The organism is Paenibacillus oceani (assembly GCF_014705615.1).
Taxonomy (GTDB): Bacteria; Bacillota; Bacilli; order Paenibacillales; family NBRC-103111; genus Paenibacillus_AB; species Paenibacillus_AB oceani.
Map to the genome: position 1 here is coordinate 77,092 of NZ_JACXJA010000019.1, position 14,095 is coordinate 91,186.

Here is a 14,095-nt window from a genome sequence, read left to right on the forward strand (position 1 = left end):
ATGTTGCGAGTTGTATTGGTTGACGACGAGGAACCGGCTATCCGTTTATTGGAAATACGGCTTGGGACTTATAAGGGGGTGATAGTCGCGGGAACGTTTATGGACGCCGAAGAAGCCATGGAGGCGATTCGCAAGGGAGGCATCGATGCCGTATTTCTGGATATTCATATGCCGGGAATCAATGGTATGGTTGCGTCGGAGATCATTACTGGGGCTTTCCCGGACATTGATATCATTTTTGTCACGGCTTTTGAACAGTATGCGATCGAAGCATTCGAAAGGAATGCGGTTGATTATGTGCTCAAGCCCCCCGTGCCGGGAAGGCTGGATATGACGATCGAACGATTGCTGTGGCGGCAAAAGGCCCGCCGAAACGAAGTCGCGGTTATAGGAAATGCTGTGGCCCTGCCCTTTAAGGAGCAAGCCGGCGAATCGGCATTATATTGTTTCGGGCGGTTTAGGTGGGTTGTTGACGGGCGAGAGGGAGAACCTGTCAAATGGAGAAGAACGAAAGATCGCGAGCTAATGGCCTATTTAACTCATAACCGAAACTCCTTTGTACCGAAGGAAACGTTGCTTGAAGCATTATGGCCCGGTGCCGATCCGGAGCAAAGCACAGCCTACTTATATACTTGCTTCCATCATATAAGAAAGTTGATGAAGAGGTTCGGCTGCCGCGAAACTTTGGAATCCGGCACCGACGGCTACCAGCTCTTGCCGAATCAAGCGATTTCTTGCTTGCAGCGTGCGCTGCAAGTGAATCCGTTCCCGGACGATCTTAATGAGACTTTGTTGACGGCTTATGCCCAAGCGGGCGACAGGTACGCCATGATCCGCCATTATACACAATTTGTTAACTTGCTTCATGTCGAATTGGACATTCGGCCGATGGAATCCACTGTGCGACTTTATCAGCATTACAGTGAAGGCAGTGCGTTCTTCGAAGCTTCCACATAAACCGGTTCTTCATGTGGTTAGAAATTAATTAGTTTGTCCTGTTATGATGAAACATGTCGGTTGGTCCCGAAGTATCTGTAGGAAGGAAGACTTATACTTCCATGAAATCGAGATCTCATGGTTGGCAGACGAAGTGCTAACTCGCTCGATTTGTTTAAAAAACCGTTGCTGCGATGATCCGGAGGTGATTTGCCATCCTACAATCCGTCGTTCGGATTTGGCTGATTTCGGCGGCCAAAAGGCAGATTCGCATCCGAGAGGAGGCCGGAAAAATCGCAAACGGATAAATGACTTTTGCAAACTATCATCATGTAGGAGGTTCCAAACGATAATGAAAGAAAAAGCCAAATTTAACAGTCGGATTAAGGGTTCCATGTTCAAAAAGCTGTCCGTCCTTTCACTCAGTTTTGCTATCGTAACGGGTGGCGCGGGAACTGCACAGGCCTACGGATCATTCTCCGATGTGTCGGCAGATTCATGGGCATACAAGTACATAACCAAAATTGCCGCACTCGGGATTGCGGAAGGCGACGATGCGGGGAATTTCAATGCGGAAGCCCCTATCTCCCATCAGGAGGCCGTCATTATGGCGCTCCGATTCATGGGGTATGATCAGGTTCCGGACGCGAACGGCAATGACTCGTTCCCTCATAAGGCGGATGAGTGGGCTGACGATTGGGCGGAATTTGCCGCTTCCGCCGGGCTTCTTGTGGCTTCGGAAGAGAATGAAACCGGTTATTGGGGACGCGAACAGGCTTCACGCGAATGGATTGTCAAGCTGGTTATTCGCGTCTTGGGCGAGCAGCAAACAGCCGATACGCTGGCCGCATCCCCGACCCGTTTCGCTGACGACAACGAAATCTCGGCACAGTCCAGAGGGTATATCAATGCCGCTTATCAAATGGATATCATAGGCGGATTTCCGGACGGAACGTTTCAGCCGCAGGCAATGGTAACGCGTGCGCAGATGGCGGCGATCCTCGGCAATGCGGAGAAACTAATGGCACAACCGGCCAATCGGGCAATACGCGGCAAAGTGATCGGCTATTCTCCGAAAGAGATCGAAGTGATTTCGAGCGGTGGAGCGGCCGAAGCGTATACACTGAGCCCGAATGCCGTCATCTACGGCTCCGAAGGTTTAGGAAGCGAGCCTCACATCGGCGAGAACGTGCTCGTTATTCACAATAATGGGTTAGCTTATTTCGTGGAAGCCTCCGCCGTATCCGAAGAGGCTTTGCCGCGCTTGCCAGGTCCTCAAGGCCCGAAGGGGTCTCAAGGCGACAAGGGAGATAAAGGCGAGCAAGGCGAAAAGGGGGACAAGGGCGAGCGAGGAGATAAGGGAGACACGGGGGATCAGGGATCTACAGGGCCACAGGGGATTCAGGGTGCCAAAGGTGACAAAGGCGACAAAGGCGATCCAGGCACCGGCTTGATCGGCACTGCAATTTATAATGCGGCAAATGCCAGTGGTTACGCTGTGAATCAAGTGATCACTTATCAAGGCGCCACTTATATGGTCACCAACTCTCCGCCGGCCTGGAATCCGGATGTTTCCTCCGACTACATCGTATTGGCCGCCAAGGGTGATCAGGGAGCTCAAGGAATTCAGGGGATTCAAGGAGTTCAGGGACCTCAAGGAATTCAGGGAGTTCCTGGAGTCAAGGGCGATCCAGGTGCCGGTTTGAGCGGCACTGCAATTTATAATGCGGCAAATGCCAGTAGTTATGCCGTGAATCAAGTGGTCACTTATCAAGGCGCCACTTATATGGTCACCAACTCTCCGCCGGCCGGGAATCCGGATGTTTCCTCCGACTACATCATGTTGGCCGCCAAGGGTGATCAGGGAGCTCAAGGAATTCAGGGGATTCAAGGAGTTCAGGGACCTCAAGGAATTCAGGGAGTTCCTGGAGTCAAGGGCGATCCAGGTGCCGGTTTGAGCGGCACTGCAATTTATAATTCGGCAAATGCCAGTAGTTATGCCGTAAATCAAGTGGTCACCTATCAAGGAGCCACTTATATGGTCATCAACTCTCCGCCGGCCGGGAATCCGGATGTTTCTTCCGACTACATGGTGTTGGCCGCGAAGGGCGATGCGGGCAGCGGAAGTACGGCGGCCGAAGGCTTCTCGGCCAAACTTACAAATATGAACACGTCAGCATCAGGCCAATTAACCGGATGGAGCGTAGCGACTCCCAATTATGATGCATCAGGATTTAATGAAGCGACTGGTGACTATATCGTTCCCGCAACAGGAAAATATGCGATCAAGGCCACTCTAAATTACCAAACGGTGACAGCTGTTACCACAAGTTTGGGAGCAGGCATAGATCCCCGATTCACAATCAAGCAAAACGGTACAGACTTGCTATCCGGATATTTGCCGGTCTTGAATGTCAACATTGCGTTGGTCCTAACTCTGAGGAGTGTACTTGGCAGCGGAACGGTTACGTTGGAAGGCGAAGCCTTGCTGATGGCAGGCGATATGATCAACCTGAACTATGATGCGGACGGAATGAACATTGCTCTTAATGTCGGACCTGTAAACTGGTCCATTCGCCAGCTTTCGTCGGAATAACGAGATTATCCGGATCGGAAGGGCCGATATGCTTGAGCGGGCTCATTGGTCAGGCCCGGTCCCAAAGACCGCACACTTTTTTAACATAATGTGTTATGACCTATATCCATTCGTTTAAGGGAGGCTGACAACGGTGAATCTATTGAAGCACAGAAGGAAGCTTTCCATGGTCCTGAGTGTCGGCTTGCTTGCACTATTATTCATTCCGTTTCAAGTCTCGAGGGAGATTGCGGCCATAGGGCCCGATCTGGCCGTCGTCGCTTCCACACCGGAAATGCAAGCAGGCGGTGTTTCGACCGAATCTCATATGACCCTTGTGTTTAATCAAGCGCTCCATAACGAACCTGTGCTCGAGTTTCTGACATTGGAGGAAGTGAACGGCAGCCGGGTCAGTGTCACGGCGTCGGTGTACGCGAATGTGATGGATATCTTTCCCATAACGGCACTAAAATCAGGCACGTCCTATAGGTTATCGGTCGCCCCGGGGAGTATAACAAGCCTTGCGGGCGAAACGCTGCCGCACGCTTTCGGGCTGGAGTTCGTTACGGAACCGAACCATGCGCCGATGCTGCTCCATTCGAACCCCGTTCAGGATCAGAAGAACGTTGCGCCGAACCAGACGATCGAGCTTGTCTTTAATCAAGACGTTGTTGCGGGCGGTCAATATGCGAATATCCGGCTAAGCCGTGACGATCAATCAATACCGTATGCCGCCCATTTGTCGGGGGCCGCACTTTATATCGATCCGGCAACCGACCTGGAGCCTTCGGTAACATATTCGGTCTACTTGCCCCCAGGCAGCGTCATGGGGGTGCTTGGAAGCAAACTTGAACAAGGAACCGGGTTAACCTTTACCGTCTGTTCCTGCAGGCAGAAACAGGACAAGCCGGCTAAAATCTCTGCAAATACTTTTCACAATGTGCTGCTCGATTCGGACGGAACGCTGCTGGCGTGGGGGCTGAATTCGTTTGGCCAACTCGGAAATGGGACTACCGCTTCCAGCCGCACGCCCGTCCGCGTTTTGGACAGCGTCTCGCATCAGCCGTTAAACGACATTAGCGAAGTCGGAGCCGGCTATTACTACAGTTTGGCTTTGAAAAAAGACGGGACAGTATGGAGCTGGGGGAACAACGACTACGGACAGTTGGGTGATGGAACAAAGACTTCTCGGTCAGCCCCCGTTCAAGTTAAAACGGGGCCGTATTCCGGTTTGAGCCATATCGTTGCCATATCGGCGGGAGATTATCATGCCGTCGCGCTGAAGTCGGACGGAACGGTCTGGGCTTGGGGCTACAACAGCCAGGGTCAGCTAGGAGTCGGAACAACGGAGGACGAATATTATGCCGTTCAGGTTCACGGACCGGGAAATACTGGCGGCTTGGGTCAGATCGCGGCCGTAGCGGCCGGAGCCTATCATACGGCAGCCTTAAAATCAGACGGAACGGTATGGACTTGGGGTTATAACGAGGTAGGTTCGCTGGGGAACGGGACCACGGAAAACCAAGCCAGTCCGGTTCAAGTTGTCGGGGCTGACGGACAAGGGGGATTAGGTGGTATCGCAGCCATATCGGCCGGCTATCATACAGTAGCGTTAAGCGGCGACGGAACCGTTTGGAGCTGGGGCTATAACAAAGACGGACAGCTTGGCGACGGCACGAGCCGAAATCAGGCGACGCCGGTACGCGTCCGCAGCGAAACGGGTTCGGGCGAGCTTGGCGATATTGCAATTATATCGGCTGGAGCCTTCCATACGACCGTTCAAAAAAACGACGGCACTCTCTGGAACTGGGGAAGCAACCAATACGGCCAGTTGGGTGACGGCACCGCCTCAAACCGCAATTTGCCGGCACAGGTGACCGGTATAGGGGCCGCAGAAGGCGGAAGCGAAGTTGTAGCTTTTGCAAGTGGAGGCTACCATACGATCGGGTTAGTATCGGGCGGAAGAGTGCAAGCTTTGGGAAATAACAGCTACGGGCAATGGGGGGACGGCTCCTTGTGGGACTGATCGACTTTCGCCCCAAACGCGGCTCATAATTGGTTCGATCCCTATTGGACATTTGGACAGAAAAACCCTTGGATATCAAGGGTTTTTCTGTATCATTCGACAAGCACGAAACCAGACGGGCATGAGAGGAATGGGCAGGGTCATGCATCGTGGCAAAGGCTTCGTTTAGGAGCCTTTCTTAATATATGCCATACTATACACGGGTAATCCGCACACCAGTACTTCCTTGTTTAAAGTAAATCCAAATCGCTCATACAAGGTTACATTGTCCGTGTTTTCGGTATCCAGCGCAACGCCTTGCGACCGGGAGTCGGCCTGTACCTCGGCTAAGAGATGCAGCAGCAAGGCTTTGCCGATTCCTCTGCCCCGAGCCTCCGGCTCTACCCCAATCAGGATCAGATAACGGTGGGGGAAGGAAGGGGCGATGGAACGGGTGACTCGCATATAAGAATTAAGGAATCCGAATGTTTTGCCGGGCAATCGGAAGAGCAGAGGGATTGTCCTCCAAGCCAACTGAACCATCTGTCGGATCGGAAGCTTTCCTTCCTGCGGGTTTTCGGCGATATAAAGGCCCAGCAGGCGATCACCGTCAAAATACCCCCACACGTCTTCATCGAGCAAAAAGCTTTTTTCAAAAAGAAAGGAGACAAAAACGTTCACCCGGCTTCGCGCTTTGCGATCGACGGACGTATCGCCAAATGCATGGAGGAATAAAGGATCCCGGGCGAACGCTTTGCTCACGAGGGCGACGAATAAAGGTTTGTCGGCGTACGTCAGCTTCGAGATCCGGAAAGAGGCGCTCATGCTTTTTTACCGCGGTTCGTTGCGGCTGCTCCATAATGATCGACGGCGAAGCTGAATAACACTTTGAGCATGAAGAGGCTGCAAGCAATCAGCATATACGGGGGCAATCCGGGCAATAAGGGCATACAGCCCAAGCCGACTGACAAGAGCAAGCCCGCTGCGAAAGGCTGAGACGGTTTGCCGATCATGGCGTTAACCAGAATCGTTCCAGCGATCGTATAAGCCCACACCGCCGCCGACTGCCAGATGCTGGTCTGGAGCAATAACGCGACAGCCACGATATGAAAGTGGATCGAGATGAATACGATCCGATTCGTTCGGCGGGCGGCGTAATAATTGCTGGTGGAAGCCGTAAAATTAGCCAGGCAGCCGGCAAATATATCGAACATCAGCAGTAAAGCCACAATGCAACGCCACAGCGGGAGACGATCCGTCATCTCCGGGAACATCCCATACAAGACGACCGTCAGCAAGCCGCCGAACAGCAGAATAGCGGTAATGGAGCCGAGCGGCTGTCTCTCCCCAAAAACATCATGCAAAAACGAAGGAATCCGTACGGTTTTCATGTCTTTCCACTCCCTGTTCCATAAAGTTTTATAGTTTATATACCAAATGACTACAAAGTGATTATAACTTTAAAAACCTCAAATGACAAATGTTTTATACTTATTATGTTGAAATACTCTAAAACTTCGGATACACTTCAAGAGAGGTGGAGTTGATGAACGGTTACGAACGAAGGAAACAGAAAAAAATCGATCAGATCTACAACGTCTCCCAGCAGCTTTTCTTTAAGCATGGATTTTCGAAGGTCAGTGTGAATGAAATTGCCCAGATGGCAAACGTTTCTCCGGCTACGATCTACAACTACTTTGGAACCAAAGAGCGGCTTTACGCCGATATGCTGATGGATTGGATGGACAAGCAGTTGGAATTGTATGAGGATATTCTCCAATCCGGGCTTTCCTTTCCCGACAAAACGAAAAAGCTGATGCTGCTGGAGGCCAAAAATTTAAAGATGTTATCCGAGGAGTTTCTGAACGTCCCGTCTTCCGAACTCGGCGGACTGTCGGAAATGATGGAAAGCTACAGCGGGAATCAGGTGATGCGGTTTTTTATAAAATTTGTCGCCATGGGCAAGCAGGAAGGCTTCATTCATCAGGATCAGACCGAGGAGACGACCCTCCTGTATTTTACAATGTTCAAAAAGGAACTGGGACGGCAATGGGAGGCGGGCAATCAGGAGCTCGTACACCGCAGCATGGATGTTCTTATGGAGTTGTTTTTTTTCGGGCTGGTCGGGCAGGGGCGGGGTTCATAAAATCCACTCCTGGAAGCGACATCCTCTTTCTTGACACGGCTAAGGACGATATTTATACTTTGGTTTTAAACGTTTAAACGAATCGCAAAGGGAGTGGACCGTGTGACGGAGCATCGGCAAGCTACCGTGTTTGATGTCGCCAAAGAAGCGGGCGTATCGACGGCGACCGTCTCCAATGTGCTGAACCGCCGCAACGTTCCGCTTTCGAAAGAGACGATCCGGAAAGTCGAGGAAGCAGCAGCCAGGCTCGGCTACCGGCGCAACGGGATGGCGGCCTCGCTCAGCCAGCGCAAAACGTACGAGCTCGGCCTGCTGCTGCCGAGCCTCTTCGGCTATTACGGCTTGTTTGCGGAGCAGATGGAACGGACGGCTTATGCTTACGGCTACCATCTGTCGGTATTTTCAACCGACATGGATTCGAAGATTGAGCGAAGGCTGCTGGAGAAGCTGCTGGAGCGGCGCGTGGACGGGGTGTTCAGCCATGGGCTGGCGATGTCATCGGATTCGGTACGCAAAATTGTTAACGACGGGACGCCGATCCTTTTTTTCAATTGCTGGAACGAGGCGAAGGATATGGCGATCGGCACCGTCAATCTGAACGTTTATCAGGCGACTCTCGATGCGGTCGTTCATTTGCGATCCCAAGGATGCCGGTCGATTTATTATTACGGCTACCGCAAGGCGTTTGCGACGAACGAGCAGCGGAAGATGGGGTTCTGCGATGGGCTGCGGCTAGTCGGGGAAGGGCTGCGAAGCGGGATGATCGATGCGGACGATCTGCCGCCCGAATCGCTCCCCGGCTGGCTGGCGGAACAAAGCGCCGGTGCGGAGCCTGCGGGCGTCGTCTGCTTTGACGACTGGAAGGCTTTCGTTTGTTTGAACCGGCTGATGGAGCACGGTTATGCGGTGCCCGGGCGGTTTAAGGTGGTAGGCATCAATAACGAGTTTATTGCCGAGCATTCGTACCCCGGCTTGTCTTCCTTCAGCATCCCGTACGAGTTGCATGCGGACATTTCATTCCGCTGGATGCTGACGCATCTGGGGGAACAGGCGAAGCTGGCGGCGGACGGTGAGGCGGATTTTCCGCCGCCGCAATCGGGCGGCGTGCTGAAGATTCCACTAACGCTGGTCGAGCGGCTGTCGTCGGCAAGGTCGGATTCAGGTGCAATCGTCGCCGTGCAAGGATAGTGGGGATCGGGCGTGACTCGGATGTTAGAGGAAGCCTGACTTCCTTTATTGGGGTTTTGCAGCCGCTCGTGGGGGGTTAGCGGAACGATTATTTCCTTTATTTTCATGAAAATGGGTAAATCGGCTCCCAATTGCTTCAGTAACGGAACAAAAACTTCCTCTAGTGCTCTTTGAAGGCCATATCTCCAAAAATAAAGGAAGTAAAACTTCCGCAAGTCAGCCCAAGGATGCGAGGAGCTTTCTGCGGCAGGCAACAGTGTTACTCTAACGCCAGCCGTGCTCGTTCTGCTGGCGGTAAACGCCTGCAGGCTATGGATTTGGTTCGCAGCATCGCCAGTTATTTAGCAGCCGGCTCCCCTTTTCCAAGCGTCACGACGACCAACTCCGGCCGATTCCAGATTCTTACCGGAATGATGCTGTTCCCGAGCCCACGGCTTACGATCATCGAAGTGTGGCCCTCTGTGTGAAGGCCGCTCGTATACCGGGGAAACAGCCCTTGATCGGGAGCGATCAGGCCGCCGACGTACGGAATCCGGAATTGACCGCCGTGGGCATGTCCGGCGAATACCAGATCGATGCCGGCGTTTGCGTACAGCTGGAGCTTCTCCGGCCGGTGGGACAGCAGCAGCGTGAGAGAGTCCGATTGGTTCGGGCGAAGCGCCGCCAGCTTCCGCTCCAGCTCGCGATCGCTGACGGACGGTGTGAAGGCAGGATCTTTCAGGCCGAGTAAATCGATCGTACCGCCGTCCTTCGCCAGCTCGATACGACGATCGTCCATGAGGACAACGCCGGCCCCGAGCAGTCTTTCGGACAGCTCCGCGTACATGCCGGACCATTTCTCGTGGTTGCCTGTGACGTAATACGTCGGCGCCAAAGCTGCCGCTTGCTTGATGTAATTCATGGCGGCATCGATATCCGTCCGTTTGCTGTCGATCAAGTCTCCTGTAATAACGATCAGATCCGGGCTTGCTCGCTCGGTGGCCCGTACCAGCCGTTTCTGATTGGCGCCGAACGATTTGTTATGCAGATCCGAGACGTGCACGATGGTAAAGTCATCAAAGGAATCCGGCAGCCCGGGGTGGACATAGCGGATCGCAGTCGTCACGAGGTGGTTGTTCTGCCAATAAATAAAGCCGGATAAGCAGACGGCCGCTACCGCGATCGCCAGAACGAGCCGCTTCCCGTTTCTTTTTCTTCCCGAAGTCATAACCAGCCCCGCTTTCAAGAGAAGGATCGGTAACCTTGCATGTTTCTTCCAGTATACCATGGGCTGTACTCTCTTATTGCCGCTAGAGCGGCTATTCAACAGCAACGCCCCCCCTGCTAATAACGATATAGATACGAAACAAGTTACGGAAATTACTGGTCAAATCCCGGTTGACACCGCATAATGTAGATCATTAACAGGCAATCCATTCCATGCAGCGGGGAAGGGTTAGAGTTTATGGCGGTCAAACAACGAACCACGTATTATACGTCCCGGAAAGTCGAGGCAATGCGCCGGAATGCAAACGTTTACGAATGGGCAAAGCGGGAGAAGGAACGGGCAGTGGCGCTCGGCGACGTCTATGTGCGGCTCGGCTGGGAATGGCTGTGGAACGTGCCGACGCCCCAGTCGGTGCCGCGCAGCTATGCGGTGAACCAGCAGGCGGGCTGTCCCGTGTGCGGCGAGAGGCATCATGCGTACGGCCGCTGGCCGTGGCTGGCCGATCCGCTCGTGAGCCCGTGGAAGCTGGAATGCCCGAGCTGCCGCTCGGTGTTCCCTTCCAACGATTTTGCCGCTTATTACGAGAGCGGTAAAGACGAGAATGGACTGTTCCGCCGCGAGCTTGCGGACGACCGGTATTTGCGCAATGAGCTGTACCCGGATCGGGGAGAGAAGTGGGGCGTAGACGACAGTCTCGGCTGGATCGCTGATGACGGGACCCGGTATACGTTCGTCGCTTTTTATAACCATTGGAAAGTATGGATCGGGATGATCGATCCGCTCGGCAACCGGTTTCCGAAGACGGATGCTCCGTGGGGGCACGGCGGGATCGTCGACAATGCGCTGGCCCAGCTTCGCGACGCTTATCTGTATACGGGGGAGCCGAAGTACGCCCGTGCCGGGATCGTACTGCTGGACCGGGTGGCCGACCTGTATCCGGACATGGATGCGGCCGTCTATCTGTGGGAGGATGGCTTCCTCAATTCGCACGGCTTAACCGGGCAGGGCAAAATCGTAGGCAGCATCTGGGAGACGGCGATCGTCAGGACGTTTATATCCGCCTACGATGCCTTTTACACGGAGATGACAGCCGAGGATCAGGAGCTGGCCGCTTTTTTGCTGGACAAGGCGGCACGGGGATATCCGCCTGATGGGAAAAGCAGGATGGTACAGATCCGGACCCATATAGAGGACGGCATCCTTCGGCCGGTCTACGGCGCGGTCCGCAAGGCGCAGATTAAAGGCAACAACGGCATGCACCAAAGCGCGCTGGCCCTCGCCGCCGTCGTGCTAGACGAACCGGGGACGACAGAGGAGTGGCTCGATTTCGTTTTTCAGGACGGCGGGGTCGAGCGGACGGAGCAGGGCGGGTGGAGGGTGACCGGCGGCAACATCACGCGCTCGCTTCTTCGCGATGTAGACCGTGACGGCTTCGGGGACGAGGCGGCGCCGGATTACAATTATTTGTGGGTGGAGGCGTTCCGGCAGCTTGCGGACATGCTGCACGGTTACGACCGCTACCCGCAAGGGGACTTTTACTGCAACCCGAAGTTTCTGCAAATGCTTCGGGCCAATTCCCGCCTGTACATGCTGGACCGGTTCGTACCGTCGATCGGAGACAGCGCCTCGGCAGGCAATCCCGGCCTGACCGGCAGGCTCGAGACGTTCGTGGAAGCGTTTGAGAAGACGGGCGAGCCGTTGTTCGCACAGATGGCGTATACGCTGAACGGCTGCACTTTCGAAGGGCTGCGCGGGGGCATTTATTCCCCGGACCCGGAAGGCTTGCGGTCCGGCATCGAGAACGCGGTAGCTGAACACGGTCCGCTACCGCATCGAAGCGTCAATCTGGGCGAATACGGCTTCAGCGCTTTAAGGGACGGTGCCGGCGACGCCCGGCGCGGCTTATGGATGTATTACGGCCGCAACTTCGGGCACGGTCATAAAGATACGCTCACGATCGGGTTGTTCGCCTTCGGTCTTGATCTGCTGCCCGATCTGGGGTACCCGGAGAAATGCGACAATTCGCATCAAAAAACGCATCATTGGGACCGGAATACAGTTTGTCATAACACGGTTGTGGTGGACAGCGGGAAGCAGCGAAATTCGATTGTAGGCGCGACCCGGCTGTTTGTCGGGGAAGGTCCGGTCCAGTTGATCGAGGCGGAAGCCAAGCAGGTGTATCCGCAAACGGACGTATACCGACGCTGTACGGCGCTTGTGAAGGTGGACGAGGCGAACAGTTACGCGATCGACGTGTTTCGCGTAAGAGGCGGCGGCGAGCACCATTACATGTTTCACGGCCCGGAAGGGAGCGTATCGGCCGAAGGACTGCGGCTGATCGATCAGCCGACCGGCACGTATGCGGGACCGGATATCGCCTACGCGGAGCCGTATGACGCCGATCCGTCCGAACCGCTTCCAGCCTACTGCGGCAGCGGGTTCCATTACTTGACGGACGTGGAACGGGACAGCGCGCCTCCCGGACAGTTCGCCGTGGAATGGGCCGTTCGCGATACATGGGGCGTGCTGGAGCGGCCGGATGACAATATCCGGCTCCGGCTCACGATGCTGGGGCAGGCGGACGAGGCGGCGCTCGCCGACGGCCGTCCGTCGCAAAACCGGCCGGGCAATCCGCAGCGGCTCCGCCAACTGATCGTGAAACGCCGGGCTGAGGGAGAGGCCAGCCGCTTTGTATCGCTGATCGAGCCTTACCGGAACGAGCGCCTGATCCGCTCGGTATCGGAGGTCGAGCTGGATGGGGAGGGCAGTCCCGACGCGGTCGTTTTGAAGATCGAGCGGTCGGACGACCGCACCGATTATTACATCCATTCGACGGATGCCGAGGTGAGGCTGCGCTTCGTCACCGGCTCCGGGAGCCGAATCGTGTTCCAGGGCAAGGCGGGGTTGTACGCGGAAAGCGGCGGCACCTCCGTCTATGCATTTGTAGCCGGCGGGAGCTGTATCGGTCCGGAGGAAGCGCCGTGCATCCATGAGGCGGTGGGTTCCCTGGCGGGAACTGTGACCGGATTTACGCGGGAGCCGTCCGAGAGCAACAAGATTCGCATACGGTTGAGGCCCCATCCAGGCGCTGCCGATCTGCTGGCCGGCAAGCACATCCATGTCGGAGGAAGCGGGCGCAACCCGGTATACCGGATCGAGCGGTGCGTATCCGGCGGCCCGGACGAGTATGAGCTGGATATCGGGTACACGACGCTGATCGAGGACATGGAGGAACCGGCTAGTACCGGGACAGGAACATCCGGCGAAGCCGTTTCCTACCGGTATGCGATCGCGGAGGGTGACCCGTTTACGATTCCTTTGTATACGGAATGGCACGGCTAAGTGAAGCGGAAGGTTGTCCTCAGGCACATTTGGGATGTGAGGGAGCGGGGGCGGCCTTGTAGTTTAAGTTGCCGGAACGTTTAAGTTTTTCACCGTGCTAAGTGGAGGGGATTTCCTACTTGTCGAGCCAGTAAATGCCGCAATTGTGCATGTGTCGAACGTGCAAGTCTCGCAAGTTCGAAAGTAAGTAGATGTCGAAGGTCGCTTTTCGTGGGCGGCCGTTTATAGCTGGGAGGGGCGCGGAAACTGGAAAGCGTAAACCGGAGAGCGTAAACCGGAGAGCGTAAACCGGAGAGCGTAAACCGGAGAGCGTAAACCGGAGAGCGTAAACCGGAGAGCGTAAACCATAAACCATAAACCGGATAGGAGCGGTTTATACCCTCTATTTTGTGCTAACTCCGCATGGATGGGGAAATAAGAGCGGTTTGGGACCGTTAATATTCGCGAAAAGGGTGCGGACCCTACCAGATGGCAGAAATAAGGGGTACAAATCGCCTCTATTCGTCTCTCTCATCCCTTTATGAGGAAAATAAAGGGTACCAAAGGCTCTTATTGGTGCTAGAGCCTGCACACATGGGCGGCGTGATCAACGCAGCCGAGTAGCCGAGTACAAGTTGCTCGCAAGAATGAGGTTCACGGTTTTACGGGCTCGCGGGCTTACGGTTCTACAGACTCCCGGACTTCACCTGAAGTCGA

General features: G+C 54.7%; 9 protein-coding genes. 6 read left to right on the forward strand and 3 right to left on the reverse strand.

Annotation, left to right across the window (positions count from 1 at the left end; genetic code table 11):
• The 3 genes from IDH45_RS15245 (at position 1) to IDH45_RS15255 (ending at position 5,537) form a co-directional block, all read left to right on the forward strand.
• Positions 1-957, forward strand: a complete 957-nt coding sequence (locus tag IDH45_RS15245) for a response regulator (protein ID WP_223836681.1) — start codon at positions 1-3, stop codon at positions 955-957.
• 331 nt (positions 958-1,288) lie between these two features.
• Positions 1,289-3,532: an S-layer homology domain-containing protein gene (locus IDH45_RS15250; RefSeq protein ID WP_190928980.1), complete on the forward strand. Its 2,244-nt coding sequence runs from the start codon at positions 1,289-1,291 to the stop codon at positions 3,530-3,532.
• 133 nt (positions 3,533-3,665) lie between these two features.
• Positions 3,666-5,537, forward strand: coding sequence for an RCC1 domain-containing protein (locus IDH45_RS15255; protein ID WP_190928981.1), 1,872 nt, complete (start codon positions 3,666-3,668; stop codon positions 5,535-5,537).
• A 165-nt stretch (positions 5,538-5,702) separates the two neighbouring features.
• On the opposite strand, the gene IDH45_RS34070 is transcribed toward IDH45_RS15255, so the two are convergent.
• Both IDH45_RS34070 and IDH45_RS15265 read right to left on the reverse strand, forming a co-directional pair.
• Complete coding sequence (locus IDH45_RS34070; protein WP_317891214.1) at positions 5,703-6,197, reverse strand: GNAT family N-acetyltransferase; 495 nt, start codon at positions 6,195-6,197, stop codon at positions 5,703-5,705.
• Between the two features lie 140 nt (positions 6,198-6,337).
• A complete protein-coding gene (locus IDH45_RS15265) occupies positions 6,338-6,907 on the reverse strand; it encodes a hypothetical protein (RefSeq protein WP_190928983.1) in 570 nt (189 codons plus the stop codon).
• Positions 6,908-7,062: 155 nt separating this feature from the next.
• Between IDH45_RS15265 and IDH45_RS15270 the strand changes: the two genes are divergently transcribed.
• Positions 7,063-7,662, forward strand: coding sequence for a TetR/AcrR family transcriptional regulator (locus IDH45_RS15270; protein ID WP_190928984.1), 600 nt, complete (start codon positions 7,063-7,065; stop codon positions 7,660-7,662).
• Positions 7,663-7,764: 102 nt separating this feature from the next.
• Positions 7,765-8,850 carry a LacI family DNA-binding transcriptional regulator gene (locus IDH45_RS15275; protein WP_190928985.1) on the forward strand — a complete coding sequence of 362 codons (1,086 nt, stop codon included), beginning with the start codon at positions 7,765-7,767 and terminating at the stop codon, positions 8,848-8,850.
• A 337-nt stretch (positions 8,851-9,187) separates the two neighbouring features.
• Here the strand turns inward: IDH45_RS15275 and IDH45_RS15280 are convergent, their stop codons facing one another.
• Positions 9,188-10,057 (reverse strand): metallophosphoesterase, encoded by an 870-nt coding sequence (locus IDH45_RS15280; protein ID WP_190928986.1) that lies wholly within the window; start codon positions 10,055-10,057, stop codon positions 9,188-9,190.
• A gap of 237 nt (positions 10,058-10,294) precedes the next feature.
• Here IDH45_RS15280 and IDH45_RS15285 point away from each other — a divergent pair, with 237 nt between their 5' ends.
• Positions 10,295-13,399, forward strand: a complete 3,105-nt coding sequence (locus tag IDH45_RS15285) for a heparinase II/III domain-containing protein (RefSeq protein WP_190928987.1) — start codon at positions 10,295-10,297, stop codon at positions 13,397-13,399.
• The last annotated feature ends 696 nt before the right edge of the window (positions 13,400-14,095 follow it).